21 protein-coding genes are annotated in these 19853 nt (G+C 66.0%); 9 read left to right on the forward strand and 12 right to left on the reverse strand.

The features are described 5' to 3' along the window. Window positions 1-88: 88 nt before the first annotated feature. Window positions 89-1471: a leucyl aminopeptidase family protein gene (locus ACWCOP_RS03330; RefSeq protein WP_478249815.1), complete on the forward strand. Its 1383-nt coding sequence runs from the start codon at window positions 89-91 to the stop codon at window positions 1469-1471. A 3-nt stretch (window positions 1472-1474) separates the two neighbouring features. After that, window positions 1475-2254: a C40 family peptidase gene (locus ACWCOP_RS03335; protein WP_478249816.1), complete on the forward strand. Its 780-nt coding sequence runs from the start codon at window positions 1475-1477 to the stop codon at window positions 2252-2254. 15 nt (window positions 2255-2269) lie between these two features. On the opposite strand, the gene ACWCOP_RS03340 is transcribed toward ACWCOP_RS03335, so the two are convergent. From ACWCOP_RS03340 to ACWCOP_RS03350, 3 genes are all read right to left on the reverse strand, one after another. Beyond that, window positions 2270-3559, reverse strand: coding sequence for a hypothetical protein (locus ACWCOP_RS03340; RefSeq protein ID WP_478249817.1), 1290 nt, complete (start codon window positions 3557-3559; stop codon window positions 2270-2272). A 96-nt stretch (window positions 3560-3655) separates the two neighbouring features. Then, a complete protein-coding gene (locus ACWCOP_RS03345; RefSeq protein ID WP_478249818.1) occupies window positions 3656-4927 on the reverse strand; it encodes a vWA domain-containing protein in 1272 nt (423 codons plus the stop codon). Between the two features lie 106 nt (window positions 4928-5033). Then, a complete protein-coding gene (locus ACWCOP_RS03350) occupies window positions 5034-6365 on the reverse strand; it encodes a hypothetical protein (protein ID WP_478249819.1) in 1332 nt (443 codons plus the stop codon). Between the two features lie 175 nt (window positions 6366-6540). Here ACWCOP_RS03350 and ACWCOP_RS03355 point away from each other — a divergent pair, with 175 nt between their 5' ends. Continuing rightward, complete coding sequence (locus ACWCOP_RS03355) at window positions 6541-7224, forward strand: COQ9 family protein (RefSeq protein WP_478249820.1); 684 nt, start codon at window positions 6541-6543, stop codon at window positions 7222-7224. 114 nt (window positions 7225-7338) lie between these two features. On the opposite strand, the gene gloB is transcribed toward ACWCOP_RS03355, so the two are convergent. Then, window positions 7339-8103, reverse strand: coding sequence for a hydroxyacylglutathione hydrolase (gene gloB, locus ACWCOP_RS03360; RefSeq protein ID WP_478249821.1), 765 nt, complete (start codon window positions 8101-8103; stop codon window positions 7339-7341). A 108-nt stretch (window positions 8104-8211) separates the two neighbouring features. Between gloB and ACWCOP_RS03365 the strand changes: the two genes are divergently transcribed. Then, window positions 8212-8976, forward strand: a complete 765-nt coding sequence (locus ACWCOP_RS03365) for a class I SAM-dependent methyltransferase (protein WP_478249822.1) — start codon at window positions 8212-8214, stop codon at window positions 8974-8976. Further along, window positions 8973-10052, forward strand: coding sequence for a histidinol-phosphate transaminase (gene hisC, locus ACWCOP_RS03370; protein ID WP_478249823.1), 1080 nt, complete (start codon window positions 8973-8975; stop codon window positions 10050-10052). The genes ACWCOP_RS03365 and hisC overlap by 4 nt, the downstream gene beginning before the upstream one ends. Window positions 10053-10134: 82 nt before the next feature. Here the strand turns inward: hisC and ctrA are convergent, their stop codons facing one another. From ctrA to ACWCOP_RS03385, 3 genes are all read right to left on the reverse strand, one after another. Further along, window positions 10135-10836, reverse strand: a complete 702-nt coding sequence (gene ctrA / locus ACWCOP_RS03375) for a response regulator transcription factor CtrA (protein ID WP_478249824.1) — start codon at window positions 10834-10836, stop codon at window positions 10135-10137. A 276-nt stretch (window positions 10837-11112) separates the two neighbouring features. Next, on the reverse strand, window positions 11113-12045 hold the full coding sequence (locus tag ACWCOP_RS03380; protein WP_478249825.1) for a DMT family transporter: 933 nt from the start codon (window positions 12043-12045) through the stop codon (window positions 11113-11115). Beyond that, complete coding sequence (locus ACWCOP_RS03385) at window positions 12042-13181, reverse strand: aminotransferase class V-fold PLP-dependent enzyme (RefSeq protein WP_478249826.1); 1140 nt, start codon at window positions 13179-13181, stop codon at window positions 12042-12044. Before ACWCOP_RS03385 ends, ACWCOP_RS03380 begins: the two co-directional genes overlap by 4 nt. A gap of 175 nt (window positions 13182-13356) precedes the next feature. Between ACWCOP_RS03385 and ACWCOP_RS03390 the strand changes: the two genes are divergently transcribed. From ACWCOP_RS03390 to ACWCOP_RS03405, 4 genes are all read left to right on the forward strand, one after another. Then, entirely contained in the window at window positions 13357-14526 is a 1170-nt protein-coding gene (locus ACWCOP_RS03390; RefSeq protein ID WP_478249827.1) for a phosphoserine transaminase, read from the forward strand. 68 nt (window positions 14527-14594) lie between these two features. Further along, window positions 14595-15158: an acyloxyacyl hydrolase gene (locus ACWCOP_RS03395; RefSeq protein WP_478249828.1), complete on the forward strand. Its 564-nt coding sequence runs from the start codon at window positions 14595-14597 to the stop codon at window positions 15156-15158. 112 nt (window positions 15159-15270) lie between these two features. After that, a complete protein-coding gene (locus ACWCOP_RS03400) occupies window positions 15271-15744 on the forward strand; it encodes a thiol-disulfide oxidoreductase DCC family protein (protein WP_478249829.1) in 474 nt (157 codons plus the stop codon). Window positions 15745-15841: 97 nt separating this feature from the next. Beyond that, window positions 15842-16666 (forward strand): SapC family protein, encoded by an 825-nt coding sequence (locus ACWCOP_RS03405; protein WP_478249830.1) that lies wholly within the window; start codon window positions 15842-15844, stop codon window positions 16664-16666. Window positions 16667-17147: 481 nt separating this feature from the next. Here ACWCOP_RS03405 and ACWCOP_RS03410 read toward each other — a convergent pair whose 3' ends face one another. From ACWCOP_RS03410 to ACWCOP_RS03430, 5 genes are all read right to left on the reverse strand, one after another. Further along, on the reverse strand, window positions 17148-17642 hold the full coding sequence (locus ACWCOP_RS03410; protein ID WP_478249831.1) for a F0F1 ATP synthase subunit B family protein: 495 nt from the start codon (window positions 17640-17642) through the stop codon (window positions 17148-17150). Between the two features lie 3 nt (window positions 17643-17645). Continuing rightward, window positions 17646-18179: a F0F1 ATP synthase subunit B family protein gene (locus ACWCOP_RS03415; RefSeq protein ID WP_478249832.1), complete on the reverse strand. Its 534-nt coding sequence runs from the start codon at window positions 18177-18179 to the stop codon at window positions 17646-17648. Window positions 18180-18288: 109 nt separating this feature from the next. Then, the gene (locus tag ACWCOP_RS03420) at window positions 18289-18516 is read right to left on the reverse strand and encodes a F0F1 ATP synthase subunit C (RefSeq protein ID WP_478249833.1); all 228 of its coding nucleotides are present in this window, start codon (window positions 18514-18516) and stop codon (window positions 18289-18291) included. Between the two features lie 63 nt (window positions 18517-18579). Further along, window positions 18580-19359, reverse strand: coding sequence for a F0F1 ATP synthase subunit A (locus ACWCOP_RS03425; RefSeq protein ID WP_478249834.1), 780 nt, complete (start codon window positions 19357-19359; stop codon window positions 18580-18582). Window positions 19360-19422: 63 nt separating this feature from the next. Continuing rightward, window positions 19423-19734: an AtpZ/AtpI family protein gene (locus ACWCOP_RS03430; RefSeq protein WP_478249835.1), complete on the reverse strand. Its 312-nt coding sequence runs from the start codon at window positions 19732-19734 to the stop codon at window positions 19423-19425. Window positions 19735-19853 lie beyond the last annotated feature (119 nt).

Raw genomic sequence — 19853 nt, forward strand, 5'->3', positions numbered from 1 at the left:
GACGGACTTACTCTGCCCGCGCCGGCCTCAAGAAGGCGTTAACGCCCCGGTTACACAGACCGCCGCCGACCCGGAAGGACCGCCCCCCATGACCGCCCCCTCGACCGCCCCCGATCTGTTCGCCAAGCCCGGCGCCGATGCGCGCACCGCCCGCATCGTTGCCGCGGCTGACCTGGACGCCGCGCTGGACGCGCTGCCCGAGGCCGCCGCGCGCCATGTGCGCGCCAGCGGGTTCGAGGGCGGGGCGAGCCAGGTGGTGATGCTGCCTGAAGGCGCAGGGGTGGATGCGCTGATCGGCGCCGGTTCCGGCTCCAGCGCGTTCGACATTTCCGGCGCCGCCATGGCCCTGCCCGAAGGCGACTGGGCGCTGGAGGCGACGCCCTATGATCCCACCGAGACCGCGATCGCGTTTGCGCTCGGCGGCTATCAGTTCACCCGCTATAAGAGCGCAAAGCGTCAGCCCGCCCGACTGGTGGCGCCCGAGGGATGCGACACCGCCGAGGCCTCGCGCGTCGCCGCCGGCGCCATGTTGACCCGCGATCTGGTGAATACGCCGGCCGGCGACATGCTGCCCAGCCATCTGCAAAAGGTCGCTGAGGGTCTGGCCGAGACCTATGGAGCCACCTGTACGGCCATCGTCGGGGACAATCTTCTGACGCAGAACTACCCCATGATCCATGCCGTTGGCCGGGCCAGCGCCGACGCGCCGCGCCTGATCGAGATGGAATGGGGCGATCCGTCCCATCCGCGCCTGGCGCTGGTGGGCAAGGGCGTGTGCTTTGATTCCGGCGGGCTGAACATCAAGCCGGCCAGCGGCATGCTCCTCATGAAGAAGGATATGGGCGGCTCGGCGAACGTGCTGGGGCTCGCCTCCATCATCATGGACGCCAAGTTGCCGGTGCGCCTGCACGTGCTGATCCCGGCGGTGGAGAACGCCATCTCGTCCAACGCCTTCCGCCCCGGCGACATCCTTCAAAGCCGCAAGGGCCTCACCGTGGAGGTGGGCAATACCGACGCCGAAGGCCGTCTGGTGCTCGCCGACGCCCTGACCAAAGCGATCGAGAGCGATCCCGATCTAGTCATTGACATGGCGACGCTCACCGGCGCGGCGCGCGTGGCGCTGGGTCCCGAACTGGCGCCGGTCTACACCGAGGACGAGGCGTTCGCCCGCAGCCTGCAGGACGCCGGCGCGGCGTGCGACGACCCAGTCTGGCCCATGCCGCTCTGGGGCGGGTATGACAGCTGGCTGGACTCAGACATCGCCGACCTCTCCTCCACCGGCAAGGGGGGGTTCGCCGGATCGATCACCGCCGCGCTGTTCCTGCGCCGGTTTGCGTCGGAGGCGAAAGCCTGGGCCCATTTCGATATCTTCGCCTGGAACCCCAGCGCCCGGCCGGGCCGCCCGGTGGGCGGGGAAATGCTCGCCTCGCGCGCGCTCTGGAATGTCCTGAAGGCGAAATTTGGAGGCTGAACGTTGAGCGAGATTTATCAGGTCACGGCCGGCGTTGCGCCGATCCGCAGCGCGCCCCAGCCCGACGCCATGCAGGAAACCCAGCTTCTGGCCGGCGAATGCTTCACGCTTGAGCGCGAGGAGGCCGGCTTCGGGTTCGGGACAAGCGCGCTGGACGGTTATGAGGGCTGGGTGGACATGGCGGCGCTCTCGGCGCCGGCGCTCATTCCCACCCACACGGTCAAGGCGCTGCGCACCTATGTGTTCTCCGAGCCGGACCTGAAGAGCGCGCCGGTCTGCCTGATCTCGCTGAACGCCAAGATCGCCGGCGGACGCCGCTCGGGCCGCTTTGTGGAGGCCCAGCGGATGGGCTGGGTGTTTGAACCGCATTTGCGCGCCGTGGGCGAGGAATTCGAACCCGACTGGGTGGCTGTGGCCGAGCGCTTTCTGCACGCGCCGTATTTCTGGGGCGGCAAGGAGAGCCTGGGGCTGGACTGCTCAGGCCTCATACAGACCGCGATGGAGGCGGCGGGCGTTGCGATACCGCGCAATTCAGGACAGCAGGAAGCCTGGGCGAAGGCGAACTGGATCCGGGTCGAGCCGGGCGAGGATTTTGAAGGTCTAAGGCGCGGCGATCTGGTGTTCTGGCCGGGCCATGTGGGTGTGATGACCGATCCCGAAACGCTGCTGCACGCCAACGGTCATCACATGATGACCGTGGCCGAACCGGTGTCGCGCAGCGCCCTGCGCATCGCCCACCACCATGCGCCCATGAGCGGCATCTACCGCGCGCGCAACGCATGATTACGCGATGGAGACTCAGCTGCTCAGCCTGAGCTGGTTGATGTCGGCGGCGATGGCGGAGAAGGCGGCGCGGATGTCCATGTCCTCCACCTGGAAATAATTCTGCGGTCTGCTGGCGCAGTCGCGCATGAGGTTTCGGTTGGTGGAGCCGGAAAGCTGGAACGCGATGGTGTAGATGTGCACGCCCTGTCCCCCGGCGACGTCGCAGGAATCGCCCATGTTCCGGCGCGCCCGCCAGGCTGAATAGAGCTCGTAGGTGTTCCAGCTGCTCCACCAGCCCCGCCGCTCGTAGCGGGTGCGAAACTGCGCCGTGGCGGCGCCGTCGGTCATCACCACCAGGACCTTGATCGTGTCCTCGTCGTCATAGTCGGCGGGCCGGTCGGAGAACGATCCGCCCAGCCGGCCCCTCCAGGCCGGATCCAGGGCGCGCGCGCCCCAGGCCGTGGCGACGTCCAGACCGGTGTTTCCGCCGGCGTCGAGGCGGCGCACCAGGTTCAGAAGGCTGTCGCGATCGCGGCGCAGGAAGACCGACGCCGCCTCCTCTTGCGGGCAATGGCTCGAAGAGCGGCCGTCAGTCTGCGCATCGCCGGTCCATTCCAGCCAGGGGAGCCCCTCGTCAGGCAGCGGGATCGAGATCGGCCAGTCCTCGCCCAGGTCCGGACAGCCGGAGCGCTCCCGGTCCCGGCGCCGGTTTTCGTCGATGATCTGCTCGTTGACGTATTGCGGCAGCCGGACGCCTCCATTGTAAGGGATCACCGAGACACTGGTGCGCTCCCCGTTCGAGGCGAGCACCACCTCGATGAATTCCTCGGCGGACTCGCGCAACGCCGCGATCTTCGAGCCGCTCATGGAGCCGGAAATATCCATCACCAGGGAAATCTCGATATCGCGCACCTGCTCGATGGCGCTGGCGTCGCGGCGCACGGTGAGGTGATTGATCCCCGCGACGCCCAGCAAGGTCGTAGGCACGGCCACCGAGGCGCGCGCATCCACCTGGCGCGAGTTCAGACCTGTGGTGGCGGTCACATCAAGGTCGAGCGCATCGATGAGCGCCGCCTGATCGCCGAGCGCCGCCTCCACATAGGCGCGCACCACGTCTTCAGCCGACCTCTCCTGGGTCAGCGAGGCCGCCGCCAGCACGCCGGAATCCAGCGCCGCCTGCAATTCGGTTCCAATGGAGGCTGAGCGCGAATAGTCCATGCCGCCCCCGACTGCCGCAGCCAGTGAGGACAGGGTGAGCGCGAACACCATGGCGACATTGCCGCGGGCGTCGCGAAGTAGCGAATTGATGCGTCGCTTGAGCATGGCTTTGGGCCTTGCTGTCTGCGTCCGTTCGGGACCGGGAAGGCGCGATCCTCACCCCATAAGGCGAAGATCGCGTTAAGCTTGGGCGGTTTGGGGCTAGCTGGTGAGGCGCAGCTGGTTGATGTCGGCGGCGATGGCGGAGAAAGCGGCGCGGATGTCCATGTCCTCCACCGGATAGTAATTCTGCGGCCGGCTCGCGCAATTCTGCATCAGATTCCGGTTGGTGGAGCCGGAAAGCTGGAAGGCGATGGTGTAGATGTGCACACCCTGATCTTCCGCCGCGTCGCAGGCGGCCGCCATGTTGTCGCGGGCGTCGCGCGCCGAGTAGAGTTCTTCGTCGCGCCATTTATTGCCGCGGCGGACGCGGCGGATCTGGGCCGTGGCGGCGCCGTCGGTCATCACCACCAGCACCTTGATCGTGTCCTCGTCGTCATAGGCGGCGGGGCGGTCTGAGAACGAACCGCCAAGCCGGCCGCGCCAGGACGGGTCCAGGGCGCGCGCGCCCCAGGCGGTGGCCACGTCCAGCCCGGTGTTTCCACCTGCATCCAGACCGCGCACGAGGCTGATCAGGCTGTCGCGGTCCTCTCGCAGGAAGACCGAGGCTTCGTCGCTTTCCGGGCAGAAGCTGGAGGAGCGATTGTCGTATTGCTCATTACCCTGCCATTCCAGCCAGTCGAGGTCCTGATTGGGCAGGGGGATCGAGATCGGCCAGGCCGTACCAAGCTCCGGGCAGCCCGAGCGTTCGCGCTGGTTCCGGTTGCCGTCGACGATCTGCGTGTTGACGTAGTCGGGCAGGCGCACGCCGCCATTATAGGGGATCACCGAGATGCTGGTGCGCCCGCCGTTTGAGGCCAGCACCACGTCGATGAATTCCTCGGCCGCCTCGCGCAGGGCGTCGATCTTCGATCCGCTCATGGAGCCGGAAATATCCAGCACCAGGGAAATCTCGATATCGCGCACCTGCTCGATGGCGCGCGCGTCGCGGCGCACGGTCAGGGTGTTGATCCCCGCCGCGCCCAGCAAGGTGGTCGGCACCGACACCACGGCAAAGGCTTCCACCTCGCGCGAGTTGAACCCGGTGGTGGCGGTGACCTGAAGAGTGAGGGAATCCAGCAGACTTTGATGATCGCCGAGCGCAGCCTCCACATAGGAGCGCACCACCTCGTCCGCAGGCCGGTCCTGGCTGAGGGAGGCGGCGGCCAGTACGCCTGAATCCAGCGCCGACTGGAGCTCGAAGCCCACCGAGGTGGAGCGAGAGAAATCCATGCCGCCGCCCACCGCCGCCGCCAGCGAAGACAGGCTGAGCGCAAAGACCATGGCGACATTGGCCCGGCTGTCCCGGACGAAGCGGCGGATATGGCGGGCCATGAAAAGGCTCCCTGAACCGGCGCCCAAAGCGGGACGCCTGATCAGGGAGCTTGCATGGAATATGCCAAAAAGCTGTTAAAACAATGGTTTACAGATGATTAACCGATCAGCGCGACAGCCGTAGGCGGTTCATGTCTGCGGCGATCGCCGAGAAGGCGCCGGCGATGTCGAGATTCTCCACCCGGTAGTAGAGCTCGGGCGCCGTGGCGCAGTTCTGCAGGCGGCTTCGGTTCGCCCCGCCTGAGACCTGGAAGGCGATGGAGTACACCGTCACGCCGTTGTCCTTGGCGTAGTCGCACCAATGGCTGAAATCGTTGAACGCCTCATTTCGCGACACGAATATCTCGCGGTCAGAGGGGTGGAGATAGAAGGGCGGCCACCAGCTCTCGCGGTCATAGTCTTCAGGAAAGCCTTCGGGCGGGCGGAACTGATCGGTGACCGCGCCGTCGGTCATGACGATGAGCACTTTCATGGTGCCCGCCTCGTCATAATCCACCGGCCGGTCGGGGAAATCGCCCGGCAGGCGCCCGCGCCAGGCCGGATCCAGCGCGCGCACCGCCCAGCCGATGGCGATGCCGGTGCCGGTGCCGTCCACCAGGGAGGCGTCGTCGAAGGTGAGCACCTGGGCCTTGAGCGCGTCCACGTCGCCGGAATTCCAGCTTACTTCGGTGTCGTCCGCACCGGGGCACCAGAACTCGATCCGGTTGGTGTGATAGGTATGAAAATGGGGCACCGGCTCGAACGCGCCGGCGTCCAGATTTACTGCGGTGATGGCGTCCTCGTCCAGCTCCACACACCCGTTCCAGCTCGCCGCGTCGACGCCGGCTGCCGGGTCGATCAAGCTGAGCATGGGCGCGCCCACGCGGGTCTGCCCGCCATAGGGCACGATGGTGAAGCTGGTCAGATTGGCGGTGTCGGAGGCGAAGACGGTCTCGATGAATTCCGCCGAGGCGGCGCGCAAGGCGTCGATCTTGTCGCCTTTCATGGAGCCGGAAATATCCAGAAGAAGCGAGACCTCGATATTCTGCACCTGCTCGGTGGCTTCGGACTCCCGGCCCATGGTGAGGCTTTGAATGCCGGCCACGCCCAAAAGCGTGGTGGGCACGCTCACCGTCGCGGTGGCGTGTACCTCGCGGGCGTTGAGCGCGATATTGGGCGTTACAGTGACCACCAGGGTTTCAATGACGCCGTTGTGCTCGGCGATGGCGGCCTCCAGATAGGCGCGCACCACCGCTTCGGGTTCGCCGCGCTGGCTCAGCGAAGCGGCGGCCAGCACGCCGGTGTCCAGCGCGCTCTGGATCTCTGACCCGATGGTGAAGGTGCGCGTGAAGTCGAGCGCCCCGCCCACCGCCGCCGAGACCGGAGCCAGGGCCATGGCGAAGATGAGCGCCACATTGGCCGAGCGTTCTTTGAGGAAGGCTTTCATGGGTGTGATCATGGCGGGGCCTCGTCAAGCTATCTGGGGCGAAGTCTGGCCCCGGCGCGTTAACGCCGCGGTAAGAAACGCGGTATGCGCCTTGTTAACCCTCTTTACCTCAAAGCTTTTTTGAAAGGGTGGGGCGGTGCGCCGCGCCCCGTCGACGGCCCGGCCTCCCGGCGCTATGTTTCAGTCCATGACCGATACCGATCCCGCCTTTGAGCCCCGCAAGAAGACCCGCGCCGAAACCGCGCGCGAGGCGCTTCTGGACGCGATTCTTCCCGAAGCCGCCTTTGACGGCTGGAACGGCGACGCGCTCAAACGCGCCGCCGAGACGGCGGGCCTCAGCGCGGGCGAGGTGGAGCTGTACTGCCCGGGCGGGGTGCTCGACCTGATCGAGACCTGGTCGCGCACCGCCGACGCCGACGCGCGCACCGAGATCGAGGCGAGCGGCGCCAACCGCATCCGTGACAAGGTCGCGGGCGCCGTGATGATCCGGCTGTCTCAGATTGAAGGTGAGGAGGAAGCCGCCGAGCGCGCCCGCGCCCGCCTGCTTCTGCCTGACGCGCTGGACCGTGGCTCGCGGCTTTTATGGTCCACGTCCGACATGATCTGGAAGGCGATCGGCGATAAGAGCACCGACGCCAATTTCTATTCCAAGCGCGCGATCCTCTCCGGGGTCTACGCCTCGACGCTGGCGATCTGGATCAATGATGACGACCCGGAGAAGGCGCGCACCCGCGCCTTCCTGGACCGGCGCATCGGCAACGTCATGCAGATCGAGAAGGCCAAGGCGAGCTGGCGCAAGGTCAGCGCCAATATCCCGGATCTCGCCGGGCTGGCGTCCTCGCTTCGCTACGGATTTTCACGGCGCAGCTAGTCCGCCGCCGCCTCGCAGGCCTTATCGATAGCGTCTCGCGGTAAAGGCCGAACCTCACCAATAGAGCTCGCCCACGGATCTCTGCCCCCTGTAAACGGGCGGAGACGGCCGCCCTTAAAAATTATCCTTGCGGCGGCGCACCTCGGCGAAGACTTCCCAGTCTTCGGCGCGTTCCAGCCCCAGATTGGCGCGAAGCGCCGGGTCGTCCCAGCGCAGGAAGGGGTTTGCGGCAAGCTCGGCGGAGAGAACGGTGGGCACGGTGGGTTTATTTCTGGCGCGGGCCAGCGCGACCCTCTCGGCATAGGATTTGAGCGCCGGGTTCTCGCCGTCGACGCTGAGCGCGAACAGGGCGTTGGCGGCGGTGTATTCGTGGGCGCAATAGATCACGGTCTCCGGCGGCAGCGCCTTCAGGCGCGACAGCGAGGCGTGCATCTGCTGCGGCGTGCCCTCGAACAGGCGGCCACACCCGAGCGCGAAGAGGGCGTCGCCCACGAACGCCGCGCCGGCGTCCTTGAACCAGAAGGCGATATGGCCGAGCGTGTGGCCGCCCACATCAATCACCTGGGCTTCAAGCGCGCCCAGCCGGACCGTGTCGCCATGGGCGAGCACGCGGTCCACATCGCCGATCCTGTCCACCTCGGCTGGCGCGAGGATCTTGCAGCCGGTGGCCTCGCGGATCGCGGCGTTGCCGCCGGCGTGGTCGAAATGGTGGTGGGTGTTCCAGATCGCGCCGATATCCCAGCCCATGGCGCGGGCCTCCTCCAGGATGCGGCCTGAGTCCGGCGTATCGATCGCGGCGCAGGCGCCGGTTTTCGAGCAGCGGATCAGGTAACCGTAATTATCCTCAAGGCAGGCGAATTGACGCACATCGAGAGCCATGGCGCTCCTTTCGGGAGATCTTGCAGGCGGTTTTTCCGTGCGCCCCTTACCGGGGCGGCCTGGCAAGCCTATCATTGGCCTGACGCAACACGCGAGGCCTCAGACAGGATGCGCACCGACGCGCTTGAAATCGACCGCTTTCACCGTTCGGTCCGCGGCGAGGCGTCGCGGGAGATGGTGCGCCGGCGCCTCGCCGCGCTGTGGCCGGAGACCAAGGGGCTCGACATTCTCGGCTACGGCTTCGCCGCGCCATGGCTGGACGAGTTCAAGGACGCCCGCCGGGCCGTGGCCTACATGCCCGCCACCCAGGGGGCCGTGGCCTGGCCGGCGCGCCGGCCCTGCCGCACCGCGCTGGGCGATGAGGCGCGGCTTCCCTTCGCCGAAGCGCTGTTTGACCGGGTTCTGCTGGTCCACGCGCTGGAGGAGGCGGGCGATCTTCGAAAGCTCCTGCGCGAGCTTTGGCGGGTGATGGCGCCGGAGGGGCGCATGGCGATCGTGGTGCCCAACCGGGCCGGGCTGTGGGCGCGCGCCGAATCCACGCCGTTCGGCCATGGCCGGCCGTTTTCGCGCACGCAGATCTCGCGCCTGCTCACCGATTCGCTGCTGGAGCCCACCGCCTGGTCGCGCGCGCTTTACGCCCCGCCCTGGCGCTGGGCTTGCCAGCCCAAGGCCGCCGATATGTTTGAACAGGCCGGCGACACGCTCATGGCGCCGGTGGGCGGATTGATCCTGGTGGAGGCCGTCAAGCATGTGGGCGCGGTGCGTCCGGGCGGCACGCCTGTGCGTGCCCGCGTCAAATCCCTTGAAGGGGCGGCGAAGCCCGCGCTATCTCCCCACACGAAGTCCCGTACAGACAAGAAAGGCGCGCCATGACGCTGCAGCCCCGCCCAGGTATTCTCGAGATCAAGCCCTACGTCCCCGGCGCAGCGGCGCCCCAGGGCGCGGTGAAGCTGTCCTCGAACGAAAACGCGCTGGGATGCAGCCCCAAGGCCGCCGAGGCCTTCAAGGCCGCCATGGAAAAGCTGCACGTCTATCCCGACGGCGGCGCGGCGAAGCTGCGCGAGGCCATCGCGGAGGCGGAAAAGCTTGATCCTGCGCGCATCGTCTGCGGCTCCGGCTCTGATGAGCTGCTGCAGCTCATCGGCCGGGCCTATCTCGATCCCGGCGACAAGGTGGTGCAGACCCAGTACGGCTTCCTGGTCTATCGCCTGGTGGCGATGCAGTCGGGCGCCCATATCGTCTCCGCGCCGGAGGCCGGCTACACCGCCGATGTGGACTCGATTCTGAAAACCGCCGGCGACGACGCCAAGATCGTTTTCCTGGCCAATCCCAACAATCCCACCGGCACCTGGATCAAGGGCTCGGAAATCCGCCGCCTGCGCGAGAACCTGCCCAAGGAAACGCTGCTGGTGCTCGACGGCGCCTATGAGGAGTTCGTCGATGCGCCGGGCTATGAAGACCCCATGGCGCTGGTGGACGCGTATGAGAACGTGGTGGTCACGCGCACCTTCTCGAAGATCCATGGCCTGGCCGGGCTTCGCCTCGGCTGGATGTACGGACCGAAAGAGATCGTTGACGTCATTCACCGCGTGCGCGGCCCGTTCAACGTGAACCTGCCCGCCATGGAGGCGGGGATCGCGGCCATTCGCGACCACGCCTTCCTGCAGAAATCCAAGGATCACAATGACCGCTGGCTGGCGTTTCTGAACCAGCAGATCGGCGGGCTGGGTCTGGAGGTCACGCCGTCGGTCTGCAATTTCGTGCTGGTCCATTTCCCGCCGGGCACGGGCAAGAGCGCCGACGATGCGGGCGCCTTCCTGGCCGAGAAGGGACTTATCGTGCGTCCCCTGCAGCCCTATGGCCTGCCGGACGCGCTGCGCATCTCGGTCGGTCTTGAAGACGATAACCGCCGCGTGGTGGAGGCGTTGAAAGCGTTCCTGGAAGCGTAGGCGGCGGCTCAAGCGCCGATCCGAAACGAAAAAGCCCCGGCCGAGAGGCCGGGGCTTTTCAATATCGTCTGAGGCCGGCGCCTTAAGCGCTGGCGGCTTTCTGGATCTCGACCGGGTCGCGCAGCACATAGCCGCGTCCCCACACGGTTTCGATATGATTGTCGCCGCCGGTCGCCGCAGAGAGCTTCTTGCGAAGCTTGCAGATGAACACGTCGATGATCTTCAGCTCCGGCTCGTCCATGCCGCCATAGAGATGATTGAGGAACATCTCCTTGGTGAGCGTCGTCCCCTTGCGCAGGGAAAGAAGCTCGAGCATCTGGTATTCCTTGCCGGTCAGGTGAACGCGCTGATTGTTCACTTCCACCGTCTTGGCGTCGAGATTCACCGCGATGTCGCCGGTCTTGATGATCGACTGGCTGTGACCCTTGGAACGGCGCACAACGGCGTGGATGCGCGCGATGAGCTCTTCCTTGTGGAAGGGCTTGGTCATGTAATCGTCGGCGCCGGACCCGAGGCCGCGCACCTTGTTGTCAATGTCGGCGTTGCCCGAAAGGATCAGGATCGGCGTGTCGACCTTGGCCACGCGCAGGGTCTTGAGAACGTCGAAGCCCGGCATGTCCGGCAGGTTCAGATCCAGCAGGATGATGTCGTAATCGTACAACTTGCCGAGATCGACGCCTTCCTCGCCATAGTCCGTGACATAGGTGTTGAAGCCCTCAGACTTCAACATCAGCTCGATCCCTTGCGCCGTGGCGCGGTCATCTTCGATCAGCAGGACCCGCATCAGGTTCCCCCTCCCTAGGCCGCGGACGAATCAAGAGCCCGTCCGACGCATTAATCGTTAACCTTATTCGCTATGAGAGGCGAGAATCCCTTAGGAGAAGTTAACAGCCATTTGACTCATTCAATGGAATCGAGTCCTGCAAGCTGAGTCGGGCAAGGAAATCATGGCGAATCAAATGGTTAAAAAAATTCGTTTCGACTCACATTCCTTAAGACAGGATGAGGCCCACCAGGGCGGCGCCGCCTGTAGCTGTGGACAGGCCGGTCTGGCCAAGGGTCACCGATCGGGTTTTCTCGCCGCCGATTTCGCCCGTGCACGGAGATCGCCGCGCCGGGCGATGAAGACGCCGGCCAGGATCACCGCGAGCGCGATCCAGGCGCGAACGCCCATGGCCTCGCCCAGGAAAAATCCGATCAGGGCGGCCACCACCGGCACGGCGTAATTGACCAGCGCGATGAAGGCCGCACCCACCTGGCGGGCGATTGCCATGTAGACCATCGCCGCCAGCGCCGTGGGCAGGAGCCCCAGCGCGGCCACCGCGCCGAGGGATGCGAAGGTGGGCGCGCCCGCCTGCTGGCCGGTGGCGATGTCGAAGACCACCAGGGGGAGGGCGAGCACCGCCGCGCAGATCAGACTGGCGGCGGCCACCACGCTTGGGCTCGTTTCCGGCCCTGCCTGATAGAGGATGGCGTTGGTGGCGTAGGAGAGCGTCGCGGCGAAAATCAGCGCCTGGCCGATAAAGCTCGCCGACAAGACGCCGTCCAGGGCGCTGGGCCCGATCAGCAGCACGACGCCGGAAAATCCGATCAGGAAGCCGGCGGTTTTCAGCGGGCTGAGGCGCTCGCCGGGCAGCACGAAATGGGCCGCCGCGATGATCGCCAGCGGCGTCATGCTCATGAGGATGCCCGCCACGCCCGACGGCACGCTTTGCTGGCCGATGGCGATCAGGGTGAAGGGAAGCGCGTTGCCGAAGAGGCCGAGCGCGCCGAACCACAGCCAGCGCCGGTCGGTAAGCGGCGGCAGGACTCGGCCGCGATGCAGGGCGAAGGCGGTAAGGAGGACCGCGCCCAGGGCCAGCCGTCCGAACGCCACAAGGCTGGGCGTCAGGCTTTCCACGCCTACGGCGATGAACGCAAACGCCGAGCCCCAGGTCAGCGCCAGAACGCCCAGCCCGCCCCATCCCTTCAATCCGGGTGTTTGCGGGCTCAAGACAGGATCGCGCGCACGGCGTCGTCCAGGCGGTCGATATCGCCCTCGCTGGTGTAGATATGGGGCGAGATGCGAAGCCGCGGGCCGCGCTGGGAGACATGCACGCCAGCGTCTTTGAGCCGCGCGGCGAGATCGCCAGGCGCGCCATCGGGCAGGGCCAGGGACAGGTAATGGCCGGCCCGGTCGGGCGTGTCGTCGGCGAAGCCGGACGCCCTGAGGCGCTCTGAGATCATCGTGTTCATGGCCGCGATATGGCCGGCGATGGCCGTCACGCCCAGCCCGTGAAGATACTCAAGCGAGGCCAGCGCCGCCGGGACAAGCTGATGATTGGACCGCTCGCCCATGTCATAGCGCCGCGCGCCGGGCGCATAGGCGTCGCGATACTCGATCAGGCGCGAGAAATCCTCGCTGTCCGCCCGGTTGATCCAGTTCTCCTCCAGCGGCCGGCCGTCCTGTCGGCGCGGGGCCGCATAAAGAAAGCCGGTGGCGTAGGGGCCCAGCAGCCATTTATACGCAGCGGCCACCGCAAAATCGGGATCGACGCGCGCGGCGTCGAACGCCATCACGCCCAGCGACTGGGTGAGGTCGAGCACCAGCGCCGCGCCCCGGGCCCTGGCCGCCTTCGACACCGCCTCCAGATCGATGCGCCCGCCATCGATCCAGTGCACCGCGCCGCAGGCCACAAGCCCGGTCTGCGGACGAATCGCGGTCAGCAGCGCCTCGGTCCAGGTCTCGCCGGCGTTGCGCGAGACGGTGCGCAGGCGTGCGCCGCTGTCTGCGGCCATGCGCCGCCAGGTATAGACATTGGAGGGAAACTGGCCGTCCAGGATCACGATCTCCTGGCCGGGCGCCAGCGTGATGTTCGCGGCGGCTGTGGCGAGCCCGTAGCTCGCGGCCGGAACCAGCGCCACATCCTCCGCGCCCGCGCCGAACAGGCGCGCGGCCGAGGCGCGCAGGGCTTCTGGCGCATCGAAGAAATCGCCCTGGGTCGTCGAGCGCCAGGGCTGGGTCTTGGCGGCGAAGGCCGCCGCGCCCGCCCGGGCCGCAATAATCGGCATGGGACCGATCTGGGCCGCGTTGAAATAGGCCTCGCCCGCGGGCAGGTCGAAATGGGCGCGCTGATCGTCAAGCATCATGGGAGGAGCGGTATGCGGGTGCGCCGGGGCGGTCAAGCGGACGCGGACTATCGCCTTGACCGGGTCTTGCCCCGCCCTTGATCGGGCCTTGGCGGGAACCGGGGCCAAGAGGTTTGACCCTTGCGGTCTAAGCGCCTACCGGTATCGCTTCAAAACGACCATCCGGAGCCTGTCCATGAGCCGACCCAAGCCGCCCGCCCGCCCCGCCGATCCGCGTTTTTCCTCCGGCCCCACCAAGAAGCGGCCCGGCTGGGAGCTCGCCTGCCTCGCCAATGCGCCGCTGGGGCGCACCCATCGCGGCGGAACGCCCAAGGCGCGCCTGCACGAGGCGATCGAGCGCACGGCGGCGGTTCTTGAGGTGCCGGCCGACTACAAGGTCGCAATCCTGCCCGCCTCCGACACCGGGGCCATGGAAGGCGCGCTCTGGTCGATGATCGGCGCACGGGGCGTGGACGTCTTCTCGTGCGACGAATTCGGCCGGCGCTGGACGGTGGATCTGCGTGACGAGCTGAAACCCGCCGGGCTGTCCACCTATGAGGCGCCGTTCGGGCTCGCGCCGGATTACTCAAAGGCCGATGCGCTCAATAACGATCAGGTCTTCACCTGGAACGCCACCTCGGCCGGCGTGCGCATGCCCGACGCGGACTGGATTCCCGATGACCGCAAGGGCGTGACGATCTGCGACGCCACCAGCTCCGCCTTCGCCATGCACATGCCCTGGGAGAAGCTGGATGTGACCACGTTCAGCTGGCAGAAATGCATGGGCGGCGAGGCCCAGCACGGCATCGCCGTATTCTCGCCGCGGGCCCGCGAGCGCCTGCGCACCTTCCGTCCCAGCTGGCCGGTGCCGCGCATCCTGCAGCTGTTTGAAGCCGGCGAGGAAGACGCGCAGCTCTATGAGGGCTCCACCATCAACACGCCCTCGCTCTTGGCCACCGAAGATTATATCGACGCCCTGAAATGGGCCGCCAAGGAAGGCGGGCTCAGTGGTCTTGTGGCGCGCACCGAAGCCAACGCGGCCGCGCTCGCCGACTGGGTGGAGGGCTGTTCGTGGATTGACTATCTGGCCCAGAATCCGGCCACGCGTTCCACCACTTCGGTGACGCTGAAATTCTCCGGCGCCGAGCTTGAAGGCAAGTCGGAAAGCGAGCGCTGGGCGGTGAGCCGGCGCATGGCCGCATTGCTGGACCGCGAAGGCGCGGCCTATGACATCGCCCCGCACCCCAAGGCGCCCGCAGGGCTTCGCATCTGGTGCGGCCCGACGGTGGACGCCGACGATGTCGCCGCCCTGGGGCCGTGGCTCGACTGGGCCTACGCTGAAGCGCTTGAGGCCGAGGGCTTTTAGGCGCTTTGCCGGGGGCGCGCACCGGCGTATGGTGCGCGCAAACCACGTAGTCTCTGGGGGATGACACCATGAAAGCTTTGCTTGTCGCCGGAGCGTTCGCCGCGCTCGCCGCCGCACCTGTCCACGCTCAGCTCGTTGAAGAAGTCCGCGTCGCCCTGGTCGCCCACGACGTGGTCGATCACGCTGAGGACGGGCCTCAGATCGGCCTTGAGGCGCTGTTTAAAAGCCCTGATTTCCTGGCCCCGATCGGCGCGCCGAGGCCCTACGTCTATGCATCCATCAGCACCCAGGGCTACACCAATCTGGTGGCCACGGGCCTGAACTGGACCGGGCGGTTCTCTGACCGCTGGTCCATCGAGGGCGCCTTCGGGATCAGCTATAATGACGGCGTCGACGACATTGTCGATCTGCCGCCTGACGATCCCGTGCGTATCGAAACCGCGCGCACCCGCGCCCTTCTGGGATCGGACTGGCTGTTCCATTCGCGCCTTGGTCTCGATTACGCGCTCACCGAGACATGGGCCGTCGGCGCCTATTACGAACACTTCTCCCACGGTCAGATCCTCGCTTCGGGCCGCAATCAGGCGCTGGACGAGTTCGGCGTGCGCCTGGGCTATCGCTTCGGCGGCTGAACGCCTCCGTGATCCCGGCCTGGTCATCGGGCCGGGATAGACAGCCGCAACAAACAGCCGGGACATCTGGCCGCGCCCCGATCGCTTCGCCGTCTGGTATGGTTTTCCCTGCGTGTCCGCCGCGCGTTACAGCGTGCTCAATTACGCAAGGGAGGCCGGGATGGAGACCGAGGCGCCGGCGGGCAAGCTTGTCGTGGTCATGGACGGCCGCTGCGCGGTGTGCAGTTGGGGAGCCCGCACGATTGCGGCCCACGACCCCCGGGATCTGTTCCGCATCGCCCCGCTTCAGGGAGCGCTTGGCCGGTCTCTCCTGATCACGCACGGGCTTGATCCCGACGATCCTGAAAGCTGGCTCTTGCTGAAGGATGGCGAGGCGCTCACCGGCGCCCGGGCGGTGATCGCCGCGGGCCGTCGGCTCTCCATGCCCTGGCGGGCGCTGGCCTGGGTCGGCGCCTGTGTTCCAGGACCATTGCGCGAGCCGGTCTACCGGGTCCTGGCGCGCAATCGGATCAAATGGTTCGGCCGGGCTTACCTTTGCGCCATGCCGGACGCCGAGCTGCAGCGCCGGCTGATCTCGCCGCCCTGACGCCTCCGCCGCGTTTACCGTGACGGCGCCTCGGTTTGTTGCCTCAAGGCTCGGTCTGCGCTAGCAAACCCCAGATCATCCGCCAGGGGGAATTATCATGGCCGACGCGCCCGCAAACCAGGCGACCGTTCAAGGGTCGCTTCCGCTTTACAAGAAGCCCGAGCCGCTCAATCTCGCCCAGCATAAAGGCAAGGGCCTGAAATACGGCGACCGCCCGTTCGACTTCCTGCGCGAAACCCATTTCGTGCCGCTGACGCTCGGTGAATTCTCCAGCGCCTGCGCGCGATTCCCGATCATTTTCCTTGGCGAGAACAAGACGCCTGTGGCGGCCATGGGCTTGCAGCAGGGCGCCAATCTGTTCGTGAACGAGGACGGTCACTACGAAGCGGGCGTCTACGTGCCGGCCTATGTGCGCCGCTATCCTTTCGTGTCCGCAACGCACACTGACAGCAAGGACCGCTTCACGGTCTGTGTGGACACCGGGTCGGCTCTGTTCTCCAGCACGCCTGACGAGCCCTTCTTCACCGAGGCCGGCCAGCCGTCCGAGTTCACCAACCGCGCCATTGATTTCGTGCGCCGGTTTGAGTCCGACGTGGCTGTCACGCAGACCTTCATGGACCGTGTGAAAGAACTGGACCTGCTGGATCAGCAGCAGGTGAACTTCCAGCCGCGCGACGCTCAGGGCCAGCCGGTCGGCGAGCCGCAGGTGGTGGCCAGCTATTGGGGAATTTCTGGGGAGAAGCTGCAGAAGCTCGAGCCGAACATCCTGGCCGAGCTGCGCGATAACACCTATCTCGGCGCGATCTACGCCCAGATGCTGTCCATGTCCCAATGGGACGTGCTGATGTTCAAGGCCGCCCGCCGCCAGCAGGGGTCCGGCGCCGCCGGCTCCGTCGCGCCGCCGCCGGCTCCCGAAGCATAAGCTTTCAACGCCGCGCCGAACAAAGAACCCGCCGCAGAGCTTCTGCGGCGGGTTTTTTCATGGGTGGTGGTGAGGTGGCCGTGGGCCGTGTGCCAGTTCGGGGGAGGAGGTGCTGCTCCGACCTCGTCGGAATTTGCGCCCGCCCTCTCACCCCACCCGTCAGGCTTCGCCTGACACCCTCCCCATCCAGGGGAGGGACAGAGCCCTCGGCTTTTCCGTCCTCCCCTCGATGGGGGAGGGGGCCGGCGTCGTCGTACGAGGAGGGTGATGGCGCTCAGGCTTGAAAAGCTCTTGCGCGGACCTTGATCCCGCCCGAGCCGGATCCGGCGCTTCGGGCCGTTCGGCACGCCAGCCAAACCCCCGGCCCCGTCTTGAGCGTATCGAGAGACACGCACGGCGCCCGCCCAAGAAAAAGCCTGGACGCGCAGGCGTCCAGGCTTGTTTGGTTCAGTGATGAAGGCCGATCTTTGGCCAGGGGGCCTTAGTTCAGGCGATCCTTGACGCTGGAGATGTCGGTCTTCAGCAGCGCGTTGCGCTGGGTCTTCGTCATCTTATCGGTGAGCAGCATGCGCGCGGCGTCTACGGCGAGGTCGGCGGCCAGGGCCTTCACCTCTTTGGAGGCCTGCGCCTCAGCCTGGGCGATGCGTTGCTCGGCCAGAGCGGTGCGGCGCTCGATGCGCTGGGCGATCTCTTTCTGGGCGCTTTCGCGCAGATATTCGGCCTCGGATCTGGCCTGTTTGATGATCTCTTCGGCGTTCCTGGCCGCTTCGGACTGCTTGCGCTTGTAGGAGGCCAGGAGCTCCTGGGCTTCCTCACGAAGGCGGCGCGCCTCGTCCAGCTCGGTGCGAATCCGGTCGGACCGGTCGTCGAGGGATTTGGCGATCATCTTCGGCGCACCGAAAATAAACAGCACGATGAAGAAGAGCACCAGGCCCACAAAGGCCCAGAATGTCGTGTCGGAGAGCATGTATTGCATGGTCTAGCTCCGCGCCTGATCGACGGCGTTTTCCGCGTCGGCTTCACTGACGTCCAGCCCGGCCAGATGACTGGCCACGGCGGCGGCCGCGCCGGCTGCGATGGTGCGCACTTCGGCGAGAGCCTTGTCGCGGCTTTCCTTGATGCGCTTTTCGCTGTCTTCAAGCTTGGCGTCCAGCTCGGCGTCGGCTTCGCGGGTCGCGTCAGCAATGTCCTTGTCCGCGTCGGCCTTGGCCTCGGCGGCGAAGGCCGAGGCGCGTGCACGCGCGTCGGCGAGTTCTTTTTCGTAAGCCTTCACCGTCTCGTCGGCCTGGGCCTTCATGTCGGCGGCGGCGTCGAGATTGTCCGCGATGCGATCACGGCGTTCCTCGATGGCTCCGCCGATGCGCGGCAGAACGAAACGCGACAGCAGCAAGTAAAGCAGCGCGAAACTGATCGCCAGCCAGAAAAGCTGCGACGCAAAATAGGTGGGGTCGAAGGGCGGGAACGCAGCTTCAGCGGCGTAGTCCGCGCCTGCAGGTGTTTGCGGCGCCGTCACGGGCGGCCTCCCTTAAGAGCAGCAAGGCTTTGTCGGGAACGGTTTGCGCCGGACGGACTGCTGCTGCAGACCGCCCGGCGGACTCAAACCGCAACGCTCGTCGAAGGTGTTAGACGACGAAGAGCAGGAGAAGCGCGATGAGCAGCGAGAAGATGCCCAGCGCTTCGGTCACGGCGAAACCGAAGATCAGGTTGCCGAACTGGCCCTGAGCTGCGGAGGGGTTGCGCAGGGCGCCAGCCAGGAAGCTGGAAAAGATGTTGCCCACGCCCAGAGCGGCGCCCAGCATGCCAAAGGTGGCCAGACCAGCGCCGATGTATTTGGCGGCTTCCGCGTCCATGGTGATACTCCTCGTAGATGAACGGTGCGGTTGGATAGAAAGGATGGATCTGCCCGGCGCGCCCTAGTGATGTCCAGGATGGAGCGCGTCAGAGAGATAGATGCAGGTCAGCACGGCGAACACGTAGGCCTGGAGGAAAGCCACCAGGAATTCCAGCGCGGTCAACGCGACGACCATGATCAGCGGAGCCACGGCGCCCAGGACGCCAAGCGCCCCCACCGAACCCAGCATCACGATGAAGCTGGCGAACACTTTCAGAAGAATGTGGCCGGCCAGCATGTTGGCGAAAAGACGAACCCCGAGAGTCACCGGACGTGACAGGAAGGAGATGAGCTCGATCGGGGTCAGTAGAATATAGAGCGGCCACGGCACGCCGGCGGGGAAGAAGATCGAGAAGAACTTCAGCCCGTTCTTGAACACGCCGTAACCCACCACGATCCCCATCACCAGAAGCGCCATGGCGAAGGTGACGATGATGTGGCTGGTGAAAGTGAAGCCGTGAAACTCCGGCGCCGGGAAATACGGCATCATACCCAGCAAGTTGCCCATCAGGATGAAGGTGAACAACGTGAACACGAAGGGGAAGAATTTCAGGCCCGCATCGCCGGTGGTCGAGCGGATCATGCCGGCGACGAACTCGTAGGTCATTTCCGCGACCGACTGGGCGCGGCCTGGCACCAGGGCGCGCTTGGACATGGACAGCCACAAAAGGCCGGCCACCAGCACGGCCGAGACGACCATGAAATAGCTGGAGTTCGTGAAAGACAGATCCACGCCGCCGATATTGAACGGGGCGATCGGATGGATCTCGAACTGCTTGATCGGGTTCGTCGCTTCCGCCACACCCGGCCCTTTCCTTCACGGCGCGCGTGCGCCAGCCTGCATTCACCATCCGCGCCGCGCCCGTCAGGGCGAACCGTCGCGGTTCATATTCGAAGCTGCGCGTACGACATTCAGCGTACCCGCCGCGAAACCCGCCAGCACCCCGATTAGGAGCCCCCAGGGTGTCCAGCCGAACACTCGATCGGCGAGATAACCCAAACCGGCCCCCGCGAGAACCCCTCCCGCGAACTCCGAGCCGTAACGCACACCCTGGCTCCAGTTCGTCGGAGCCGTTTCGGCCTGCTCGGCCCGCCGTTTTTCAAGCTTTGCCGCGAGGCGCCGCTCGAAATCGTCACGGTCGGATGCGTTCTGTGTCGGATCGTCTCTATTGGACATATATCATCAGCGGCCTGAAGAAGACCTCCCCTTCAGGCGCGCGCACCCTATAAGCGGGCCTATACCAAGTCAAGCAAGCTTGGCGCGTGGCTTCCGCATTGAAAATATTGATATTTTCC

This window comes from Apolloniradiicaulis salifontis, assembly GCF_053756655.1.

What these genes read in the sequence shown, in the direction of transcription:
- ACWCOP_RS03330 (WP_478249815.1), top strand. Translation starts at nt 89, where the DNA reads ATGACCGCCCCCTCGACCGCCCCCGATCTGTTCGCCAAGCCCGGCGCC.
- ACWCOP_RS03340 (WP_478249817.1), bottom strand. Translation starts at nt 3,559, where the DNA reads ATGCTCAAGCGACGCATCAATTCGCTACTTCGCGACGCCCGCGGCAAT.
- ACWCOP_RS03345 (WP_478249818.1), bottom strand. Translation starts at nt 4,927, where the DNA reads ATGGCCCGCCATATCCGCCGCTTCGTCCGGGACAGCCGGGCCAATGTC.
- ACWCOP_RS03350 (WP_478249819.1), bottom strand. Translation starts at nt 6,365, where the DNA reads ATGATCACACCCATGAAAGCCTTCCTCAAAGAACGCTCGGCCAATGTG.
- ACWCOP_RS03355 (WP_478249820.1), top strand. Translation starts at nt 6,541, where the DNA reads ATGACCGATACCGATCCCGCCTTTGAGCCCCGCAAGAAGACCCGCGCC.
- gloB (WP_478249821.1), bottom strand. Translation starts at nt 8,103, where the DNA reads ATGGCTCTCGATGTGCGTCAATTCGCCTGCCTTGAGGATAATTACGGT.
- ACWCOP_RS03365 (WP_478249822.1), top strand. Translation starts at nt 8,212, where the DNA reads ATGCGCACCGACGCGCTTGAAATCGACCGCTTTCACCGTTCGGTCCGC.
- hisC (WP_478249823.1), top strand. Translation starts at nt 8,973, where the DNA reads ATGACGCTGCAGCCCCGCCCAGGTATTCTCGAGATCAAGCCCTACGTC.
- ctrA (WP_478249824.1), bottom strand. Translation starts at nt 10,836, where the DNA reads ATGCGGGTCCTGCTGATCGAAGATGACCGCGCCACGGCGCAAGGGATC.
- ACWCOP_RS03385 (WP_478249826.1), bottom strand. Translation starts at nt 13,181, where the DNA reads ATGATGCTTGACGATCAGCGCGCCCATTTCGACCTGCCCGCGGGCGAG.
- ACWCOP_RS03390 (WP_478249827.1), top strand. Translation starts at nt 13,357, where the DNA reads ATGAGCCGACCCAAGCCGCCCGCCCGCCCCGCCGATCCGCGTTTTTCC.
- ACWCOP_RS03395 (WP_478249828.1), top strand. Translation starts at nt 14,595, where the DNA reads ATGAAAGCTTTGCTTGTCGCCGGAGCGTTCGCCGCGCTCGCCGCCGCA.
- ACWCOP_RS03405 (WP_478249830.1), top strand. Translation starts at nt 15,842, where the DNA reads ATGGCCGACGCGCCCGCAAACCAGGCGACCGTTCAAGGGTCGCTTCCG.
- ACWCOP_RS03410 (WP_478249831.1), bottom strand. Translation starts at nt 17,642, where the DNA reads ATGCAATACATGCTCTCCGACACGACATTCTGGGCCTTTGTGGGCCTG.
- ACWCOP_RS03420 (WP_478249833.1), bottom strand. Translation starts at nt 18,516, where the DNA reads ATGGACGCGGAAGCCGCCAAATACATCGGCGCTGGTCTGGCCACCTTT.
- ACWCOP_RS03430 (WP_478249835.1), bottom strand. Translation starts at nt 19,734, where the DNA reads ATGTCCAATAGAGACGATCCGACACAGAACGCATCCGACCGTGACGAT.